Raw genomic sequence first — 19,325 nt, 5'->3', positions numbered from 1 at the left:
CGTCGTCTCCGCTAACTAGTTCTGCCCTACCGCACTGACGATGCGGATCTGCTTGTCGTCGGGCACTTCCTGATAAGACAGAACGCGCAATCCAGGAATGGCATTCTTGACAAATTTCGCCAGGGTATTGCGCAAGATCCCCGATGTCAGAAGCACGGCCGGTTGGCCTTCCAATTCTTGTCGTTGAGTGGCTTCCACCAGCGAGCGCTGCATCCGCTCTGCCAGACCCGGTTCAATACCGGCACCATCACCACCACCTGCCTGCAGGGATTGATGCAATATACGTTCCAATTCCGGCGCCAAGGTAATCACCGGCAGCTCGGGATCGGGGCCTGCAATCTCTTGCACAATCAGGCGACGCAGGGCAATCCGGCAAGCGGCCGTGAGCACTTCCGGATCCGGACTGCGCGGCGCGTATTCAACCAGGGTCTGCAGGATAGTGCGCATATCGCGGATTGGCACGCCTTCATTGAGCAAATTCTGCAATACCTTCACCAGGTTACCCATGCTGATCACTTCCGGCACCAACCCTTCGACCAGCTTGCTCTGATGTTTGCCAATCATGTCGAGCAGTTGTTGTACTTCGTCATGGCCCAGCAGCAGAGCCGCATGGTTGGTCAGGATCTGGCTCAGATGGGTAGCCACCACGGTCGCGGTATCTACCACCGTATACCCCAGCGTCTGTGCCTGAGAGACCATCTCCTTGGCAACCCAGACCGCTTCCAGCCCGAAGGCGGGATCCCGGGTCGCTATCCCCTGGATCTGGCCGAACACCTGCCCCGGATTGATGGCCATCTCCTTATCATGGTAGACATTGGCCTCGCCGGTACTGACCCCCATCAAGGTGATGCGGTATTGATTTGGCGCCAGATCCAGGTTGTCGCGAATGTGGACGGCCGGGACCAGAAAGCCCAGCTCTTGCGAGAGTTTCTTGCGCACCCCTTTGATCCGGTTGAGCAGCTCGCCACCCTGATTGCGATCCACCAGCGGGATCAGCTGATAACCCACTTCAAGCCCGATGATGTCCACCGGCATCACATCGTCCCAGCTCAGCTCTTTCTGCTCATGAGGCTGCTCGGCTGTGGCAGGCAACAGCTCACCCTTGGCCGCTTTGGCGGCCGCCAGTTTCTCGCGGCGCAGCAACCACCAGGCGCCGGCGGCGGCGAGAGCCCCCAGACTCAGGAAGGCGAAATGCGGCATCCCCGGCACCAGTCCCATCATCAGCAGAATACCGGCAGAGATGATCAGGGCTTTGGGATTGTCAAACAGCTGGCCCAGTACGGCGGTACCCATGTCCTGATCGGTATTCTGACGGGTCACTATGATAGCGGCGGCAATGGAGAGCAGCAGGGAGGGGATCTGTGCCACCAGACCGTCACCGATGGCCAACAGGGTATAGATCTCGGCCGATTCGCTGAAGGTCAGCTGGTGCTGCATCATCCCGATGATGAAGCCGCCGATGATGTTGATAAAGAGGATCATGATGCCCGCAATGGCATCCCCTTTGACGAATTTGGAGGCACCATCCATGGAGCCGTAGAAGTCGGCTTCCTGGGTCACATCCTGGCGACGCTTCTTCGCCTCTTCCTGATTGATGAGACCGGCGTTCAAATCGGCATCGATAGCCATCTGTTTGCCCGGCATCGCATCAAGGGTAAAACGGGCACTCACTTCCGCGATCCGCCCGGCACCCTTGGTAATGACCACAAAGTTGATGATCATCAGGATGGTGAAAACGATGATGCCGACCGCATAGTTGCCGCCGATCACCACGTTACCAAACGCCTCGATCACATGGCCGGCCGCCGCACTACCATTATGACCTTCCAGCAACACCACCCGGGTCGAGGCGACGTTCAACGCCAACCGCAGCAGGGTAGCGAGCAGCAGTACGGTCGGGAAAGCAGCAAATTCGAGGGGGCGGCGGGTATAGACGGATACCAGCAACACCACGATGGAGAGGGCAATGTTGAAGGAGAAGAGCACATCCAGCATCAACGGCGGGATGGGCAACACCACCATGCCGAGCGCGGCCAATACCAGCAGAGGGGTGCCAAGGCCTTTGCCCAAAACTCCCCGGTACTCTTTGAACTGGCCCAATACTGCCTTGAATTCCATCGCGCTTCTCAATTTCAACCTGCTGGTGCCAGATTAAAGCAAACATCAAGCCAACAATACAAGACATTGAAATGCAATGGATTTATTTTGACTACGTCAGAACTTTGTCATTTTCGATATTCGGTCGGAATGGGCAGATCTTTAGCCAGCGGCTGGGGACGGCGCCCCTGACCACGGCGGAATTTCTTGAGCTGGAAGACATAAGCGAGCACCTGGGCAACCGCCGCAAACAGCCCTTCCGGGATCTCGTGGCCCAGCTCGGTTGAGTGGTAAATAGCCCGGGTCAAAGCCGGTGACGGCATGATGGGGATCTCGTACTCTCTGGCGATCTCCCTGATCTTCATTGCAATTTCATCAGTGCCCTTGGCCACGACCTTGGGCGCGGCACCGGGTTTGCCTGCATCATACTTGAGCGCTACCGAGTAGTGGGTCGGGTTGGTGATCACCACATCGGCCTTGGGTACATCCCCCATCATCCGGCGCATCGCCATCTGCATCTGCAACTGACGGATCTTGCCCTTTACCTCGGGCTTGCCTTCGCTGTCCTTGAACTCGTCCTTGACCTCCTGTTTGGTCATCTTGAGCTGACGCATGTGATTCCACTGCTGGAACGGCACGTCGATGGCAACGATGGGAAGCAGGGCGCAGCAGAGGATGATCAACATCCAGAGAAACAACTCCAGCGCATCGATAATACCGCCGGGGAAACCCTCCATTGATAGGTTGAGCAGGTGATTGAACTGGCTGGATAACATCCACCAGGCAAACAGGGTGATGAACACCACCTTGGCGATGGATTTGACCAGCTCGATCAGTGACTGCACCCCGAACATGCGCTTGATGCCGCTGAGTGGACTCAACTTGCTCATCTTGGGCATCATGGCTTCGGTGGAGAAGTTCATCCCACCCATCAGGGTGTTGCCGATAAAAGCGGCAATCGCCACCAGTGCAAACAAGAGTCCCAGCGGAAGCACCAGTTCCCCCAGCAGCGCCGGCACCATGGCGATCATGGCATTGGGATCGAACGCCTGCTCCCTGTCCAGGGTAAAGCCCATGGTGACTACCTTGATCATGGCAGTCGCCAGCGAGCCCTTGAGCATCAGCAGGCCAAAGACCGCCGAGAGCAGAACACTGGCGGTCCCCAGCTCTTTTGAACGTGCAATCTGCCCCTTTTCACGGGCCTGTTGCAGTCGTTTGCCCGTGGGTTGTTCGGTACGTTCCTGGTCGGTATCAGCCATGAGCGCCCCCGAAGCACTGGGTGTTGATCAGCTCGCAGCTGACCTCCTGCACCCGCTCCCACATGATGTCGAAGTGGCCGAGGAACCCACCGATAGTGAGCCAGAGGATGAGCAGACCCGACATCATGCTGACCGCAAAACCGATACTGAAAATGTTGAGTTGCGGCGCCGCCCGGGTCATGACACCAAAGGCGAAGTTGATTAGGAGCAAGGCGACGATGGCTGAGAGCGACATCACCAAAGCAGCCTGATACATCACACCCAGAAACGCACTCAGGGTTTTCATGGATGAAACCGAGAGGCCGTGCTCGGAGACAGGCAGTGTCTCGAAACTAAGAATGACCAGCCGCAGCATCACCAGATGACCATCCAGCGCCAGAAACACCAGGGTCGCCAGCATCAGATAAAACTGACCGACCACGGGGGCCGACTGGCCATTCATCGGGTCCACCAGGGTGGCAAAACCCAGACTGGTCTGCATGGCGATGACCTGACCGGCCATCACGAAGCTCTCCATCAGAAACTGGGTCATCAGGCCGAGGGCAATTCCGATCAGCAGTTGCTGGCCCAATACCAGAAAACTGCCGGCAGAGAAGAGTTCAATGGGGGGCATTTTCGGGAGCAGCGGGGCTATCAGAAAGGTGATGGCCAAAGCCAGCCCCATCCGTACCCGCGCAGGAGCAAGGCGGCTGCCAAACACCGCCATCACCATCAGCAGACTGCTCACCCGCGCCAGCGGCCAGAGGATGGAAGACAACCACTCCATGATCAGAGCGGTTGTGTAGGTCATCCCACCACCTCGGGGATTTGGTTCACCATCAGCACGAAGAAGTCCATCAGACTCTGCAAGCCCCAGTGAGCGCCAGCCCCCAGCGCAAACAGTGTCACGATGAGACGAGGCAGAAAGCTCAGGGTCTGTTCGTTGATGGAGGTGGCCGCCTGAAAAATGGCTACCACCAGTCCGATAGCGAGGCTGGGCAGGATCACGGCGCTGACCATGATATTGACCAGCCAGAGCGCCTCGCGAAAGACGTCGACAAAGGTTTCAGGACTCATATTCGGGCTCCTTGCGCTCGACCGGCTAACCGGCACCCAGTCCGAAACTGTTGGCCAACGACCCCAGGATGAGGTTCCAGCCATCCACCATCACGAACAGCATCAGCTTGAAGGGCAGCGAGACGATCATCGGCGAGAGCATCATCATCCCCATCGCCATCAGAATACTGGCGACCACCAGATCGATGACCAAGAACGGCAGGAACAGCATAAAACCAATCTGGAAGGCGGTTTTCAGCTCGCTGGTGACAAACGCAGGGATCAACACCCGCAACGGCACATCGGCAGGTTTCTCCACCTGCACGTTGGCGATCTCCATAAAGGTGTTGAGATCCTTGATCCGGGTCTGGGCCAGCATGAACTGGTGGATGGGCAACTCGGCCCGCTCCAGCGCCTCCTTTGCCTGAATGGTCTCGGCCAGATAGGGCTGCAACGCCTCATCATTGATGCGATCCAGCACCGGCGACATGATGAAGAACGACATAAACAGGGCGATGCCGATCAACACCTGGTTGGAGGGACTCTGTTGCAGACCGATCGCCTGGCGCAAGATACCCAACACCACAATGATGCGGGTAAACGAGGTCATCATGATCACCATGGCCGGCAAGAAGGAGAGCGCGGTCATCAGCGCCAGTACTTGCAGGGTCAGGCTGTACTCCTGAGAGCCATCCCCCATGGTCTTGACGGTCACCGCCGACATGGCGTCCTGTGCCAACGCAGGCCAAGAGCAAAACAGTGGTATCAGCAGGCTGACCAGCAGCCCCGTTTTCAGCCATAAGCCGTTAGCTTTTTTCATGCTTGCCCATCAATTTGCCAAGCTGCTGGGAAAACGCCTGAGGCTGGTTTTCGTCCAGCGGCTCCTCCAGCCGGTAGAGAAAATTGACCTGCTGCGGTGTTACGCCGACCAGCAGTTGCTGTTCGCCCACCTTGACTACCAGCAGCTTCTCTTTGTAACCCACCGGCAACGAGGCGATGACCCGCATCTGGCCGCCACCCATGGCGGTCGCCAGCTTGCTCTTCTTGAGCAGAAAGCCCAGCACCAGAATGAGGCCAATCACCATCAGACTGGAGAGCAACCAGGAGCTCAGACTAGGCACGTTGGCAGATGCCGCTGTCTCGGCAAAGACCGGAACAGGCAGCAATAACAACAGGAGGCGCATCATTTGAGCTTCTTGATCCGTTCAATCTGGCTGATGACGTCAGTCAGGCGGATACCGAACTTGTCGTTCACCACCACCACCTCGCCGTGAGCGATCAGGGTACCGTTGACCAATACATCCAGCGGCTCGCCTGCAACACGATCCAGCTCCACCACCGAGCCCTGGTTCAGCTGCAACAGGTTGCGAATGCTGATCTGGCTGCGGCCCACCTCCATGGCGATAGTGACCGGAATATCGAGAATAGTGTCGAGCTTGCGACGCTCCTCGGCACTGATGGGGGCATCATCTTTCAACTCTTCCAGCGGGGCTGGCTTGGCTTCCGCCGTCACCTGCTCCTCCAGAGCCGCAGCCAGGCATCAGCCATCAGATCCTCTTCCTCAGTTCCGCTCATCTTGTTTCCTTATGCTACTTCGTGACCGTTTACCGTAATAAACCGTCAATTATCGCTGTTGATCTTCGATACTGCGTTCGAGCTCTTCCAGCTCGGCCTCGCCATCAATTCGTACCCCGCCCCGGGTCACCAGATGCATCTCCGTCTTGACCCCTTCCGGACGTTTGAGCTTGTCGGTGATCTTGAGCGCCACATTATCCTTGGTGCGGCCCATCTTGGCGTGGAAAGTGGGCAAGTCCTCGACAAAAACCAGCAGATTTTCCGGCATATCGACCGGAATGATATCGCCAGGTCGCAGCTCCATCAGTTCACGCAGGGTGAGTTCGGTCTCCAGCAGCTTGGCGCGCAGCTCCACCTTGACGTCCATGATCTCGTCACGCAGTGCCTTGCTCCAACGTACGTCGGTATCCCCCTTGTCACTCTGCACACCGGCGTCCAGCAGCTCGCGGATCGGCTCCAGCATGGAATAAGGCATCGCCACGTGGAAGTCGCCGCCGCCGCCATCGAGCTCGATGTGGAACGAGCTCACCACGATCACTTCGGTAGGGCTGACGATGTTGGCCATTGCCGGGTTCACTTCCGAGTCGAGATACTCGAACCCCACATCCATCACTGGCGCCCAGGCATCCTTGTAATCCTCAAACACCAGTTTGAGCAGCATCTGGATAATGCGCCGTTCGGTCGGGGTAAATTCGCGCCCTTCAATCTTGGCGTGATAACGGCCATCGCCACCGAAGAAGTTCTCCACCAGAATGAAGACCAGTCTGGCCTCCATGGTGATGAGCGCCGTCCCCTTGAGCGGGCGGAAGCGCACCATGTTGAGACTGGTCGGCACAAACAGGGTATGAACATACTCGCCAAACTTGAGCATCTGCACGCCGTTGATCGAGACCTCGGCGGTACGACGCATCATGTTGAACAGGCTGATCCGCATATGGCGAGCGAAACGTTCATTCACCAGCTCCAGCGTTGGCATGCGACCACGGACGATGCGGTCTTGGGAGGAGAAGTCAAACTGGGCTACGCCGGGGTCTCCAGCGCCGCCTATCTCTTCCTCTTCGACATCATCGACACCGTGCAAGAGGGCATCAATTTCGTCCTGACTTAACAGATCGCTCACGCTTCACCTACTGCATTACAAAGCCGGTAAACAGCACTTGTTCGATAACGGGGGAAGAGACCAGGTCCTTGAGCACCCGACGGCACTCTTCCAGTGAATCCTTGCGCAGCTTCTCCTTGCCTTCAAAGGTCATCAGCTGTTCGGCACTGGCTGCGCTGAATACCCGCAACAAAGTGCCTTCAATCAGGGGGATATTCTGTTTGGCCAGCGTCTCGTCGGCGGTACCGCGCACCATCAGCTGGATCTTGATCTGCACCAGTCGATCTCGCTGGGCACCTGCGACGTTGAAGACAAAGGGGCGCGGCATACCGACATAGAGGGAAGGTTTAGGCGCTTCCTCCTTGGGTGTGGCCTCGGCACCTTCCGCCGCTTCAGCAGGCGGTTTATCGGAGCCGGAGAGCATCAGGAAGGCGCCAGCACCACCACCGCCCAGCAAAATAACCGCCAGGGCAATGATAATGATCAGCTTCTTTTTCTTGCCCGCAGCCGGGTCTTTTAGCGTCAACTCGTTATCGTCAGCCATCCCTTGTCCACCCTAGTCTCAAACTTGTTCGATATCATAAACTTACTCGGGATTGCATCAAGCATAGAAATCAATTCCGGAACCGTTTGTCGATTCCACCAGCAAACTGGGGTTGGAAGTGGTGAGTTCCCCTTCAACCAGCCCGTTACCGGACCGCGGCTGACCACTACTCTGACCCTGCTGACCCTGCCCGTTAAAGGTGGGCTGGCCCTGTTGCTGCTGTTGCTGCGACTGCTGCTGCACCTGCGTCTGGCCAAGCTGGATCCCCTGCCCTGCCAGCATGTCACGCAGCCGGGGCATCGCCTGCTCCAGCATCTCGCGGGTCTGTCCGTGTTGTACCACAAAATGGACGTTGGCCTGGCTGTCAGCTCCCATCTGGATCTGGATCTTCATCTTGCCAAGGCCGAGGGGGTCGAGCTGAATTTCCGCCTGTTGCAGTTTCTCGGCCAGCATCACATTGACCTTCTGGTGCAATTCGGCAGGCGCTTCCTGACTGGCCAGTTTCAAATGGGGTAAATTCTGCGGCTCACGGCGCAGCGTAGTCTCAGCGGCGGGCGCCCGGCTATCGGCTACCTGTGGCTGAGTCTGGCTGTTCTGGCCATGCTGAACGGTCTGGCTCGGGCTGCTCTCACCGCTCGATGTCGTCGCAACCAGGCTCTTCTCCGCCTCACCGGCCTTCGGTTTTACCTCAAGCGAAACCGCTTTTCGCACCTCGTCGGTACCCGTCACTTCCATCTGTTTGATGCCGGCTGAAATGGTCGACAGCGGTGCTTGCGGCCCCTGAGATTCAGCCTGTGCCAACACCTGCTGCGGCGCCACCATCACGGGGGCGGCAGCGTTATCGGTCGGAGTCGTCGCATTTGTCGTTACGCTGCTCTGGGCTGCGGCACTTTCTGCGACACTTTGCGCCGTCGCCACCTGCGCCGAACCTTGATTAGCGGCGGTGGCTGGCTGCTGGCTACCCTCGGCGGCACCCTTTTCTGCCCCCTTGCCAGTTGCACCACTGCCCTCAGCTGTAGCTGTAGCTGTGCCAGCCTCAGGCTGCTTGAGCGCCTCATTGAAGGCCTTGAGGGCGGCCCCCTGAGTCGCGGCTTGCGTTGCCTGCCCCTTGTTAGTCAAAGCATTGCTGGCGGCGAGATCGGATTTGCTGTCGCCAGCCTCTTTTGTTGCGAGTGACTCAGCGGATTTGGTGGTGCTTGCCGACTCATCGACCGGCAGCACCTTGGCCAGCTGGGTCATCCGCTCTGCCCCCGTGAGGGGCTTGGTGTGCTTGCCATCTGCCCCGAGGGTTTCGCCCTTGGCAGAGGCTTTCTCCCCGGTCTGCCCATCCGCAGTGGTGGCGGCATCTTCACCTTCAGAGGAGAGAACGGCAGCAGAGGCATCGCCCTTCGCCACCACTCGCGCCGCTGAGGAGGATACGGTGGTTTCTGAAGTCGAGTTTGCGGTCGTCGCCAGCGGCGACTGCGCCCCGGTCTGACCGGCAAGCTGGCTGGCAATTCTGGCAGCGGCAGGGGGCTGCTCGCCTTCATCAAGCGCAATCCCCTCCTGCTCACCCTCTTGCGGCAACGGATTGCCGTCTACCGCAGTGGCGCTCTGTTGGGCCGCCACCGCCAGCTGGGTTGTCACTAGCGAGGTATCGAGCTTGAGGGAGTCTTGCAGGCGCAGCAGAAAGTCGGTGGCAGGGACCTCCTCCACCTTGTTGTCGGCGTCAGGATCCTGCTCCTTGCCGGTCTCCTCTTTGGGAGAGGCGCTCTCGGTCGCCAAAGATTTGGCTGATCGGACATGGTTACCGTCCTGAGTAGCCTCGGCGGCGCCCTGTTCGCTGTTCCGGGCCTTGGCAATCAGGGTGGCGAAATCCCCCTTGCTGTCGCTGCCGGTTCCCCCATCGATACTTTTGCTCTCGACGGAACCGCTCAGAGGCGCTTTGTCCAACCCGTTGGCCGGAGCCGAAGGCGTTTGTGTCAACAGTGTCTGCATCATGATGGGATCCCTGAATTCTGGTGGCCCCCAAAGAGATGGCCGCCGACAATGTCCATATCAAAGCAAGTTACAGGCCAGATTGATGAAAACGTCGCAACATGGCGTACTCATCCAGCATCTTCTGCTCCTGACGCTGGGCTTTCTGCTGCTCGCGGCTCGCCTGCTTCTCCAGCAACAGCTCCACCGCCTTGCGCCGCTGCTGGGCCGCCAGCCACTCTTCACGGCGCTGTTCCAGCGCCTGACGCACCTGCAACACCCCTTCGTACTGCTGGGTCGCCGCCTGTTCGAGCTTGTTGATAAAGGCGTGATACTGGGTATTTTGCTGGGGCGAAATCCCCTGCAGGCCGCGATCGGTCCACTGCTGGTGATAGATCTGGCGGTACTGGTTGAGAGCATTTTGCTGATCCATGAACAGCTTGAGATCCTGCTGCGCCTTCACCAGCGCCAGCGCACACTGCTGCTCCGCCTCCACCAGCCGATCGGCCAACAATACCAACCCTTTACTCATCGTCGACCTCTCTGTTACCGACCATCATCAGCGCATCAATGGCATCGCCACCATCTGCAAGGCTTGCAGGCCATCATCGTAGTGAATGACCTCGCGCATCCCCTGCTGCAAGAACTGATCCAGATAGGGTTTTTGAATGATGGCGCGGTCAATGCGCGGATCGGACCCCTGACTGTAGGCGCCGATGGTGATGAGATCCCGGTTCTGCTGATAGAGGGAGTAGAACTGCTTGAGGGTGCGCGCCAGATCCATATGTTCCGGCGAGGTCACCATGGGCATAACCCGGCTGATGGACTTCTCGATGTCGATAGCCGGATAGTGGCCCGCATCGGCCAGCTCGCGCGACAGAACTATGTGACCATCGAGGATCGCCCGCGCCGCATCGGCAATGGGATCTTGCAGGTCATCCCCCTCGGTCAGGACGGTGAAGAAGGCGGTGATGGAGCCCTGGCCGTCACTGCCGTTACCCGCCCGCTCCACCAGCGCCGGTAATTTGGCAAATACCGACGGTGGATAGCCCTTGGTTGCAGGCGGCTCGCCCACCGCCAGCGCGATTTCACGCTGGGCTTGGGCATAACGGGTCAGCGAATCCATCAAGAGCAGCACATTAAGCCCCTGATCGCGGAAATATTCGGCAATGGCCAGCGCCGTTTCACACCCCTTGAGCCGCATCAGCGGCGAGGCATCAGCGGGAGCCGCTACCACCACGGAGCGGGCTCGCCCCTCCTCTCCCAGAATGTCTTCAATAAACTCTTTCACTTCCCGGCCCCGTTCACCGATGAGGCCGACCACCACCACATCTGCCACCGAGCCGCGAGTCATCATGCCAAGCAGCACCGATTTACCGACACCGGAACCGGCAAACAGCCCCATCCGCTGGCCCTGCCCCACCGTCAACACGGCATTGATGGCGCGTACCCCCACGTCCATCGGCTGATGGATCGGGCGGCGAGAGAGCGGGTTGATGCGCTGCTGGGCAAACTGCACGGTCTGGGAGGAGAGAATGGGGCCGAGGCCATCGAGTGGCTGACCAATGCCGTCGATGACCCGACCAAGCAGGTTCATCCCAACCGGAATGCCGTGCTCTTCGGTGATGGGCACCACCCGGGCACCGGGGATCACCCCCTTGAGCTGCTCGCTCGGCATCAGATAGAGGCGATCGCCAGAAAAACCGACCACTTCAGCCTCCAGCGTCCCATCAAGGGTATCGATGCGGCAGAGAGCACCGATGGCGGCGCGGCAGCCAATGGCTTCGAGGGTCAGCCCCACCACCCGGGTCAATTTGCCGGCGACCGGCGGTTTGGGGGCGCTGTCGCGTACCTTGTACCCTTGCAACCGGTTCAGTAGCGAGCCGCTCATCTGGCCTCCTGAGAGCTAAAAAGTGCAGCCGGACAGCAACGTCCGGCATCGGTTATGGGCGTGAGTCCTGCGAAGCCGGTCTCTGCGACGCATTGTCCCGCAAGAAGTTGCGCAGCAACTGATCGATGCGCCCGGAGAGGGTCAAATCGATGCTGGAGAGCTCGGTAGCCAGTTGCAGATCGCCGGGGGAAAGGGTGGGATCGCTTTGCAATCGCCAGTGGCGCTTGGCGCACTCTTCGGCGCCAAATGCCTGTTCGATTCGCGCTATATCGTCGGGATGCAACATCAGAGTCACCCCCTGTTCGGCGGCAGGCAGCAACGCCAGCCCCTCTTTGAGCGCCTCCAGCAAAATGCGGGGGGAGGTCTCCGCTTCGTGACGAATAAGCGCGCGGGCCAGTTGCATCACCAGCGAGACCAACTGCTGCTCCACCGCCTGATCCAGCTCGTTAAGCGGATTGGCAAGGCGGGCGGCGAGCCCCTGCCAGTGGGCAATCTCCTGCTCCACCAGCTCGCGGCCCATGGCCAGCCCCTCCTCGCGCCCCTGTTCGAGACCGGCAGAGTGGCCCTGTTGCAATCCTTCCAGCTTGCCCTCTTCCATACCCTTGGCATAACCGGACTCACGCCCCTCAGCCATCCCCTCTTCCCAGGCGGCCTGACGGATCGCTTCAAGCTCCTCGGCGGTGATGCTGGGGGTCGGCTCCTGTTCGGGCTCCGGCTCCACCACCTCCTCTTCCTGCTGATACCAGTCAGGGGCAAGGCCAAGAGCATTGGTGGGGGCCCCCGCCTCTATCTCGACCTCCATCTCGGGCCAGCCCCAGGTATCAACTCGGGCATCATCGCCCTCGGGGCGCACATACCCACGCAGTTTGTTGTTCATGCTTTGCGCGGCTCCTCACCACTGCCTGATGCGGGGTTGGCATCGCAATTCTGTTTATGGGCCATGGCTTAGAGGAACTCCTCGCCGCCACCAGCGCCCAGCATGATCTCGCCGGCATCCGCCAGACGACGGGCGATGGAGAGGATCTCTTTCTGGGCCGCTTCCACTTCGGAGACCCGGATCGGCCCCATGGCCTCCAGATCGTCCGCCAGCATTTCGGCCGCCCGTTTGGACATGTTCTTGAAGATCTTCTCGCGCATCTGATCGTCGGAGCCCTTGAGGGCGCGTTGCAGCAGATCCCCAGGCACTTCCCGCAGCATGGTCTGGATGCCGCGATCGTCCACATCGATGAGGTTTTCGAACACGAACATCAAATCCTGGATCTGCTGGCTCATCTCTTCGTCCGACTCGCGGATGGAGTCCATCAGCTGGCCTTCGATATTGGTATCCAGATAGTTCATGATGTTGGCGGCAGCCTTCAGGCCGCCCATCTTGGCTGCCTGGGCACCGGCCGCACCGGCGAACTGTTTCTCCATGATGTCGTTCAACTCTTGCAGTGCCGCCGGTTGTACCTCTTCGAGGTTGGCGATACGCATCACCAGATCGAGGCGCACCTGCTCCGGGAACTGGCTCAGGATCTCGGCGGATTGCTCCGGCTCCAGATAGGAGAGCACGATGGTCTGGATCTGCGGGTGTTCGTTCTGGATGATGCTGGCCACCTGACGGGCATCCATCCACTTGAGCGAATCGAGACCGCGGGCGCCGGAACCGAGAATGATCTGGTCCACCAGATTGCTCGCCTTGTCCTCGCCAAGGGCCGCCACCAACGCCTTGCGCACGAAGTCTTCACTGCCGATACCGATGTTGGTGTACTTCTGGATATCGTCGATGAATTGACGGTGCACCGCCGCCACCCGATCGTGACTGAAGTCGGACATGGAGGCCATCGACATACCGAGCCGCTGCACCTGCTTGGGCTCGAGATGACGGAAGATCTGGGCGGCATCCTCTTCATTGAGGCTGAGCATCAGCACCGCAGCCATCTCCATCCCCGACATCTGGTCGAGGATCTGGCGCTGACTGTCGGTGATGTCATTGCCGGTGACTTGACTCTTCTTTTCTTCAGGCATCTTTGTTCGTTACCCATTCTTTAATGACCTGAGCGGCCAGATCCGGCTCGTTCGCCACCAGCGCACGTACCGCCTTGAGCAAGTCTTCGTCACGATGCAGATCCGGCAGTTTCAGCTGGCCATCGCGGACACCAAATACCTGATCGTTCTCGACTTGTGCTGACAGCAGACTCAACTCGTCGTCGCCACCCAGTACGGTGTGGTTGTCGAAATCCACTTCCCCTTCCGGTTTGGCATCCGGATAGAGCAGTCGCTTGAGCATGGGGCGAACCACGGTGACGATCAAGACGATGATCACCAATACCGAGGCGGCAATCCGCACCGCACGCCAGAACCAGGGCTGATCGTAGAGCGGCACTTCAGCCACGGTATCCAGCTCTGGGCGATTGAACGGAATCGCGACCACCTCAAGGGTATCACCACGGGTCACATCAAAGCCAAGGCCACCGCTCAGCAAACGGCGCAATGTATCGAGTTCCGCCTGGGTGCGCGCCTCACGAGTCACGGCCCCGTCGGCACCGGGTACCGCTTTGTAATCCACGGCAACCGAAACAGTCATGCGGCGAATGCCTCCCATCTGACGACGGGTATGGCTGACGGTGGTATCCAGTTCGAAGTTGCGAGTCGCCTCTCTGCGGGAGCGGCCCGAAGCAGCAGCGCTGGCACCATCACCACCGGTCGCCTCCTCGGGAATATTGGAGGCGGCAGGGGGCTGGTTGGAGAGTGCACCAGGCACACCACCGTTGCTGCCGCTGGCGCTGTTCTCTTCCATGGTCATCTCGGAGCGCACTGCAGGCAAGTCAGGGTTGTAAGTCTTGCGGGTCTGCTCCTGCTGGGAGAAGTCGAGGGAGAGATCCACTTCCGCCGTATAGTTGTCAGCCCCCAGCACCGGGATCAGGATGGCGTCAATTTTTTGTTTGTACTCCAGCTCCTGCTTCTGCTGCATGGCAAACTCTTTGCGAGTCTGGGCCGAGATCGGGTCTTGCGAGCCGGAGTTGAGCAGGCGGCCATTCTGGTCGGTGACGGTCACCCGGGTCGGCTCAAGGCCATGTACGGCGGAAGCGACCATATCGACGATGGAGTCCACCTCCCCCTGCCCCAGCGCCGCCCCTTTCAGGTTGAGCACCACGGTGGCACTGGGTTTGCGTTCGTTGCGGGCAAACACGTTGTCTTTCGGAATGGCCAGCAGCACCTGGGCCTTGGCCACATTCTGGAACTGCTCGATGGCGCTCGCCAGCTGGCGCTCGCGGCTCAGCTTCAGACGTTCACTCTCCATCCGCTGGCTGACGCCGAAACTGGAATCTTTCAGCAGGATATCTTCACCACCGATGTTGCTATCGGTGGCATTGGCAAGACCGGCACGGGTCAGGGCCAGTTGGATAGTGGGGTAGCTTTCGGCGTTGACCAGCACGCTCTTGCCATCCACCTCATAGGGGATCTTCTGCTGATCGAGGAAGTCGAGAGTCTTCACCAGCTCCTGGGTGGTGTAGGTGCCGAGCGGACGCATGTCCGGCTCCTTGCCCCACAGCAGGATAAACACCGCAATGGCCAGACAGATGGCAAGCCCCAGGATCAGGGTGATTTGCCGCAGCACATCGGTGTTGGACAGGAAGCCCAGCGCCGAACTCTTCTGCTCATTTTCATCGAGGGCGGCGGTGCCCTCATCGTTTATCAGCAGATCGCCGTTTTGGTCAGTAGCCACGATTTATGTCCTTATTGCTGACATGTTCATGATGTTCAGTCGTCATGGTTTATTGGCGTCGCTTATACCGGCATGTTCATGATGGTCTTGTAGGCATCGACCATCTTGTTGCGCACCTGTACCGTGGCTTCAAAGGCGATGGAGGATTTTTGGCCCGCGATCATCACCTCGGCCAGATCCACCGACTTGTCACCCATATCGAAACGGGTACGCAGGTCATTGGCGGCCCCTTGCAGCTCGTTGACGTTGCCAAGCGCCTGTTGCAGCAGCAGACCAAAGTCGGAGGTTACCTGACGACCGGGTTGTGCCAGCGGCGTTGCGCCTGCTTCGATCTTGAGCGCCTGCATCTCTTGCATCAGGCTGCTTGCACTAATTTCCATTTTCCATCCCCAGACAAATCATTGACGCTGGCATGCAACAAGCAATTAGAGTGCCAATGCGTTAAAAGCGCGATGCGAATGAGTGGCCAGACCAGGCCGGACGGGTTCGACAACGGCAGGCAGCTCTGATTGAATCCGACTCTGACGCCCACTTTTGCTGGCTGGCAAGGAGTCCGCTCTGGATTATCGCAAACCCGTGTTCAAGGCGATGGACTACATCAGCCACCATCTGGATGACAATCCGGGCCTGGATGAGGTCGCAGCGGCGGCGGCCATCTCCACCTTCCACTTCCACCGTATTTTCAAGACGATGGTCGGCGAGACCATTGCCGGATTTACCCGGCGCCTGCGTATGGAGCGCGCAGCCCGTCGCTTGCTCGCCTCCCCCCAGAGCGACATCACCACCCTCGCACTGGCCGCCGGGTTCTCCAGCTCGCAGAATTTCGCCAAGGCCTTTCGCCTGCACTTCGCGATGAGCCCCTCGGAATACCGCCAGCAGCAGGGGGGAAACTGGAAAAGCAAGATTGGAAACGATCCCCTTCCCTTTGACACCTATGATGGCCTGGTCATGCACCCGGTCACCGAACACCCGGGTCTGTTGCAGGGGGCAAGCGTCAGGCAGATGCCCGCCCGGCGCGTGGCGTACATGCGCCGCCTGGGCCCCTATGGCAAAGAGACCTGCGAGCAAGCTCATCGGGATTTGCTCGCGCTGTTCGCCTCAGACGAGGCGATGACACCGGCGGGTACACTGAGTCTCTATTGGGATATCCCCGATATCACCGATGAGACCCGTTGCCGTACTGACGTCTGCATCGAGCTGGGGCCAGAGATCCCCGCTGGGCGCCAGTTAACCACCCAGACCATCGCAGCGGGCCTCTATGCGGTTTGTCAGTTTATCGCTCGCGGCGATCAACTGGTTGCCTGCTGGGAGACGGCGTTTCGCTGGGTAGTGGGTCAAGGGCTGAACTGCGACGATCGTCCGTGTTACGAGCAATACCACGCAGGCACGGACTCCGACCGGGATCATTACGTGTTTGATATCTGTATCCCGCTGATCAACCGATAAGCCGATACCTCATTTCCATTTACCCACTTCGGTGCCTTCGGGCACCGAAGCGACGGAGTCATGCCCATGAATATCAAAACGCTGTTTCTCGCCAGCCTGCTGGTAACGCTTCCCGCTGCCGCCAATGCCCAGTCACAGAGCCAGACGCTGATCTTTGGCGGCACCATCTACAGTGGTGATCCGGCGAACCCTCACCCGGAAGCGGTCGGCATTGAAGGTAAAAAGATCGTGGCAGTCGGCAGCTATCAGGAGGTCAGCGCCCGCCTAGGCAGCCATGCCAAGCATCTTGATCTGAAAGGAAAGTACCTGATGCCGGGGCTCATCGACAGCCATGTTCATGCGGCATTTGCCGGTTTTCAGGGGATGACGGTTAACTTTCCTGACGCCATGAGTGAGGTTGAGCAGGTGCAGCAATTTCTGACCCGCAGCAAGGATGATCCCCGCCTGACACTGGGCGATGTAGAGCTATACAGCAATGTCTCCCTCGACTACTGGCATCAGCTTCCCCTGCTCGATCAGGTGTTCAATGGCCCGCAATACCGGCAGATCCCGGTAGTGCTTGCCGGTTCGGATGCCCACACCGGTTGGGCCAATCAGGCCATGCTGCGCAAGGCTGGCATTGATACCGACACCCTTGACGGTCGTTATGCTCCGCTGAAAGGCAATTTTGGCCTCACCCCATCCGGCAAGCTCAATGGCTTTGCCTCGGAAGGCGGCTGGGATGCCATCCTCAAGGCGCTGCCTCCTGTCAGCGACGAGACGATTGCCAGTGCCATCATGACTGCCGCCAAACAACTCAATCAGGTGGGCATTACCGCCTGGATGGACCCTATCAGCAACATTCGCCCCCTCGCCCCCATCTTCAACGCCGAGCCGGATCGCCGCGATACCGGCCTGCTGCCGGCGTACAGCATGCTCTCCCGGGAAGGCAAGCTGACCGGACATGTGTCCGCACTGGCACTGGTGGGGATACATGCATCACCCGCCATCATTGATGACGTATTGGCGCTGCAACAGCAGTTTCAAGATGCCCCGGACGTTAAACTGGTGGGGATCAAGATCCTGCAAGATGGTGTCATCGAGTATCCATCCCAGACCGCCAAGTTGAGCGAGCCCTACCTCAACCGTCCCGGTTACAGCGGCAAGGATGATCTGGACAAACAGCGTTTCAACGAGCTGATCCGCACCGCGGATGCCCATCAACTTATCGCTCACTTTCATGCCATCGGCGATCGGGCCGTCCGTGAATCCCTCGATGCCATCGCCTATGCCCGGGCCCACAATCAGGATCACCGCTTGCTGCACAGCATCACCCATCTGGAGGTGGTGAGCCCGGCCAGCATTGCCCGTTTCAAACCGCTCAATGTGGCCGCATCGATGCAACTGTTGTGGGCCGGTAAAAACGTGGCGACCACACTGCTGCTTGAAGGAAAAGTGCCCCCGGCACTGCTAGCCCGCCTCTATCCGGCAGGCAGCTTGCTGCAAAGCGGCGCCATTATCGCCGGTGCCAGTGACTGGCCGGTCTCCAGCCCTAACCCTTTCCTCGCCATGTATACCGCGATCACCCGCCAAGGTGAGCTTGGCTTGCTGCCCCCCGCCAGCGAGCAGATCAGCCGTCAGGCCATCTTGCAGGCCTATACCCTCAACGCCGCCAAGGTAATTGGACGGGAGAAAGAGATTGGCTCCATCAGCGCGGGCAAGAGTGCTGACCTGATCTTGCTGGATCGCAATCTGGAACAGGTAGCAAGCGAAGAGCTCAAGGAGACCAAGGTGCTCTGGACCATGTTCAAGGGCAAGCAGGTCTATTCAGCCCACTGACACCGAGAGAACAAACAGGCCCGCACTGCGGGCCTGTTGGCGAGATCACGACAAGCGCATGGCGTGCAGCGAGCAACCGATAACGGCGGGATTAGCGGCTCGTTTCAGTCAAGTCCTTGTCAATCCAGTATTTGGAGCCGGAGATATTGGCATCGAGCAGCAAGCCCTTCTCGCCAATCTGGTAGATGGCCATGCCGCCATTGTATTTGGCGGTCAGCTCGGCGCTCTCCTTGCCTGCCACCACGCCCACTTCGGAGGTAGCCTCCCATCCCTGGGTCACGAAGGCATCGAATCTGGCCTTGTCTTCAAACAGGATCACCTGCTGATAGAACTTGCCGCCAATCCCGGCCGCCAGACCCGCACCAAACATCTTCATATAGGTGTGCTTGCCGGTTTTGCGATTGACTGCCACCCCGGCCCCCTGATTGGTATGCAGCATCAGGGAGAACTTGCGCGAATCGAACACTGCATAGCCATAAGCCTTGTCAAACAACAACTTGGCTGATGGCTGCTCGTTGAACAACCGGATCAGCGCAGTGTCGGCCATGGTATTGAGCGCGATCCTCGCCTCTTTCGCCGTCTTGGGGTTGAGCATCTCGTTGAGCTCCTTGTCGGCCGCCTTCAGCCACTCCTTGCCGGTCGCGATGCTCTTGTCGGTCCAGACCCCAGCGGTATTGAAGGCATCCTCTCCCCAGGCCGAGATGGAAGCCCAGCTCTTTTTGGAAAAATCGCTGACATCCTGCCACACCTCCTTGCTGGTCTCGCTCACTGCCGTTCCGAGATCGGACGCTGCGGCCTTGAGCTTGGCCCAGTCGGCATAACAGGGTGAGAAGGCCAGACTCAGTGACAAGGCCAGCAACCAGTTACGCTTGTTCATTTTTTCACTCCCGTATTGT

At 58.9% G+C, this 19,325-nt stretch carries 18 protein-coding genes and 1 pseudogene; 2 read left to right on the top strand and 17 right to left on the bottom strand.

Annotation, left to right across the window (positions count from 1 at the left end; genetic code table 11):
* Positions 1-15: 15 nt before the first annotated feature.
* The 16 genes and pseudogenes from flhA to fliE form a co-directional block, all read right to left on the bottom strand.
* The gene (gene flhA / locus ACTG27_RS01090; RefSeq protein ID WP_005353675.1) at positions 16-2,118 is read right to left on the bottom strand and encodes a flagellar biosynthesis protein FlhA; all 2,103 of its coding nucleotides are present in this window, start codon (positions 2,116-2,118) and stop codon (positions 16-18) included.
* Between the two features lie 107 nt (positions 2,119-2,225).
* Entirely contained in the window at positions 2,226-3,356 is a 1,131-nt protein-coding gene (gene flhB / locus ACTG27_RS01085; RefSeq protein WP_100653280.1) for a flagellar biosynthesis protein FlhB, read from the bottom strand.
* On the bottom strand, positions 3,349-4,146 hold the full coding sequence (fliR, locus tag ACTG27_RS01080) for a flagellar biosynthetic protein FliR (protein WP_005353677.1): 798 nt from the start codon (positions 4,144-4,146) through the stop codon (positions 3,349-3,351). The genes flhB and fliR overlap by 8 nt, the downstream gene beginning before the upstream one ends.
* Entirely contained in the window at positions 4,143-4,412 is a 270-nt protein-coding gene (gene fliQ / locus ACTG27_RS01075) for a flagellar biosynthesis protein FliQ (RefSeq protein ID WP_040065332.1), read from the bottom strand. The genes fliR and fliQ overlap by 4 nt, the downstream gene beginning before the upstream one ends.
* 25 nt (positions 4,413-4,437) lie before the next feature.
* Positions 4,438-5,211 carry a flagellar type III secretion system pore protein FliP gene (gene fliP / locus ACTG27_RS01070; protein ID WP_005334729.1) on the bottom strand — a complete coding sequence of 258 codons (774 nt, stop codon included), beginning with the start codon at positions 5,209-5,211 and terminating at the stop codon, positions 4,438-4,440.
* Positions 5,198-5,578 (bottom strand): flagellar biosynthetic protein FliO, encoded by a 381-nt coding sequence (fliO, locus tag ACTG27_RS01065; RefSeq protein ID WP_005353678.1) that lies wholly within the window; start codon positions 5,576-5,578, stop codon positions 5,198-5,200. The genes fliP and fliO overlap by 14 nt, the downstream gene beginning before the upstream one ends.
* Positions 5,575-5,966: pseudogene (gene fliN, locus ACTG27_RS01060) on the bottom strand (flagellar motor switch protein FliN). Before fliN ends, fliO begins: the two are co-directional and overlap by 4 nt.
* A 49-nt stretch (positions 5,967-6,015) precedes the next feature.
* Positions 6,016-7,086 carry a flagellar motor switch protein FliM gene (gene fliM / locus ACTG27_RS01055; protein WP_005334736.1) on the bottom strand — a complete coding sequence of 357 codons (1,071 nt, stop codon included), beginning with the start codon at positions 7,084-7,086 and terminating at the stop codon, positions 6,016-6,018.
* A gap of 7 nt (positions 7,087-7,093) precedes the next feature.
* Positions 7,094-7,609, bottom strand: a complete 516-nt coding sequence (gene fliL, locus ACTG27_RS01050; protein WP_043822474.1) for a flagellar basal body-associated protein FliL — start codon at positions 7,607-7,609, stop codon at positions 7,094-7,096.
* A gap of 57 nt (positions 7,610-7,666) precedes the next feature.
* A complete protein-coding gene (locus ACTG27_RS01045; RefSeq protein WP_439978940.1) occupies positions 7,667-9,589 on the bottom strand; it encodes a flagellar hook-length control protein FliK in 1,923 nt (640 codons plus the stop codon).
* Between the two features lie 67 nt (positions 9,590-9,656).
* A complete protein-coding gene (fliJ, locus tag ACTG27_RS01040) occupies positions 9,657-10,097 on the bottom strand; it encodes a flagellar export protein FliJ (protein WP_005334746.1) in 441 nt (146 codons plus the stop codon).
* Positions 10,098-10,124: 27 nt separating this feature from the next.
* Positions 10,125-11,456: a flagellar protein export ATPase FliI gene (gene fliI, locus ACTG27_RS01035; RefSeq protein WP_421268679.1), complete on the bottom strand. Its 1,332-nt coding sequence runs from the start codon at positions 11,454-11,456 to the stop codon at positions 10,125-10,127.
* A gap of 52 nt (positions 11,457-11,508) precedes the next feature.
* Positions 11,509-12,333: a flagellar assembly protein FliH gene (fliH, locus tag ACTG27_RS01030; RefSeq protein WP_439978939.1), complete on the bottom strand. Its 825-nt coding sequence runs from the start codon at positions 12,331-12,333 to the stop codon at positions 11,509-11,511.
* 68 nt (positions 12,334-12,401) lie between these two features.
* Complete coding sequence (fliG, locus tag ACTG27_RS01025; RefSeq protein WP_005334749.1) at positions 12,402-13,463, bottom strand: flagellar motor switch protein FliG; 1,062 nt, start codon at positions 13,461-13,463, stop codon at positions 12,402-12,404.
* Entirely contained in the window at positions 13,456-15,165 is a 1,710-nt protein-coding gene (gene fliF, locus ACTG27_RS01020; RefSeq protein WP_439978937.1) for a flagellar basal-body MS-ring/collar protein FliF, read from the bottom strand. The genes fliG and fliF overlap by 8 nt, the downstream gene beginning before the upstream one ends.
* 62 nt (positions 15,166-15,227) lie before the next feature.
* Positions 15,228-15,545 carry a flagellar hook-basal body complex protein FliE gene (gene fliE / locus ACTG27_RS01015; protein WP_005353687.1) on the bottom strand — a complete coding sequence of 106 codons (318 nt, stop codon included), beginning with the start codon at positions 15,543-15,545 and terminating at the stop codon, positions 15,228-15,230.
* Positions 15,546-15,699: 154 nt separating this feature from the next.
* Here fliE and ACTG27_RS01010 point away from each other — a divergent pair, with 154 nt between their 5' ends.
* Together ACTG27_RS01010 and ACTG27_RS01005 are read left to right on the top strand one after the other, a co-directional pair.
* On the top strand, positions 15,700-16,611 hold the full coding sequence (locus tag ACTG27_RS01010; RefSeq protein WP_439978935.1) for an AraC family transcriptional regulator: 912 nt from the start codon (positions 15,700-15,702) through the stop codon (positions 16,609-16,611).
* Between the two features lie 66 nt (positions 16,612-16,677).
* Complete coding sequence (locus ACTG27_RS01005; protein ID WP_439978934.1) at positions 16,678-18,429, top strand: amidohydrolase; 1,752 nt, start codon at positions 16,678-16,680, stop codon at positions 18,427-18,429.
* Between the two features lie 91 nt (positions 18,430-18,520).
* Here ACTG27_RS01005 and befA read toward each other — a convergent pair whose 3' ends face one another.
* A complete protein-coding gene (gene befA, locus ACTG27_RS01000; RefSeq protein WP_439978933.1) occupies positions 18,521-19,306 on the bottom strand; it encodes a beta cell expansion factor BefA in 786 nt (261 codons plus the stop codon).
* Between the last annotated feature and the right edge of the window lie 19 nt (positions 19,307-19,325).

Origin of the sequence: Aeromonas sp. 97A, assembly GCF_051919185.1 — a bacterium.
Lineage (GTDB): Bacteria > Pseudomonadota > Gammaproteobacteria > Enterobacterales > Aeromonadaceae > Aeromonas > Aeromonas veronii.
Note: the sequence above shows the minus strand (reverse complement) of the source record. Positions and strands in the feature narration are given on the sequence as shown.

What these genes read in the sequence shown, in the direction of transcription:
- flhA (WP_005353675.1), bottom strand. Translation starts at nt 2,118, where the DNA reads ATGGAATTCAAGGCAGTATTGGGCCAGTTCAAAGAGTACCGGGGAGTT.
- flhB (WP_100653280.1), bottom strand. Translation starts at nt 3,356, where the DNA reads ATGGCTGATACCGACCAGGAACGTACCGAACAACCCACGGGCAAACGA.
- fliR (WP_005353677.1), bottom strand. Translation starts at nt 4,146, where the DNA reads ATGACCTACACAACCGCTCTGATCATGGAGTGGTTGTCTTCCATCCTC.
- fliQ (WP_040065332.1), bottom strand. Translation starts at nt 4,412, where the DNA reads ATGAGTCCTGAAACCTTTGTCGACGTCTTTCGCGAGGCGCTCTGGCTG.
- fliP (WP_005334729.1), bottom strand. Translation starts at nt 5,211, where the DNA reads ATGAAAAAAGCTAACGGCTTATGGCTGAAAACGGGGCTGCTGGTCAGC.
- fliO (WP_005353678.1), bottom strand. Translation starts at nt 5,578, where the DNA reads ATGATGCGCCTCCTGTTGTTATTGCTGCCTGTTCCGGTCTTTGCCGAG.
- fliL (WP_043822474.1), bottom strand. Translation starts at nt 7,609, where the DNA reads ATGGCTGACGATAACGAGTTGACGCTAAAAGACCCGGCTGCGGGCAAG.
- ACTG27_RS01045 (WP_439978940.1), bottom strand. Translation starts at nt 9,589, where the DNA reads ATGATGCAGACACTGTTGACACAAACGCCTTCGGCTCCGGCCAACGGG.
- fliJ (WP_005334746.1), bottom strand. Translation starts at nt 10,097, where the DNA reads ATGAGTAAAGGGTTGGTATTGTTGGCCGATCGGCTGGTGGAGGCGGAG.
- fliI (WP_421268679.1), bottom strand. Translation starts at nt 11,456, where the DNA reads ATGAGCGGCTCGCTACTGAACCGGTTGCAAGGGTACAAGGTACGCGAC.
- fliH (WP_439978939.1), bottom strand. Translation starts at nt 12,333, where the DNA reads ATGAACAACAAACTGCGTGGGTATGTGCGCCCCGAGGGCGATGATGCC.
- fliG (WP_005334749.1), bottom strand. Translation starts at nt 13,463, where the DNA reads ATGCCTGAAGAAAAGAAGAGTCAAGTCACCGGCAATGACATCACCGAC.
- fliE (WP_005353687.1), bottom strand. Translation starts at nt 15,545, where the DNA reads ATGGAAATTAGTGCAAGCAGCCTGATGCAAGAGATGCAGGCGCTCAAG.
- ACTG27_RS01005 (WP_439978934.1), top strand. Translation starts at nt 16,678, where the DNA reads ATGAATATCAAAACGCTGTTTCTCGCCAGCCTGCTGGTAACGCTTCCC.
- befA (WP_439978933.1), bottom strand. Translation starts at nt 19,306, where the DNA reads ATGAACAAGCGTAACTGGTTGCTGGCCTTGTCACTGAGTCTGGCCTTC.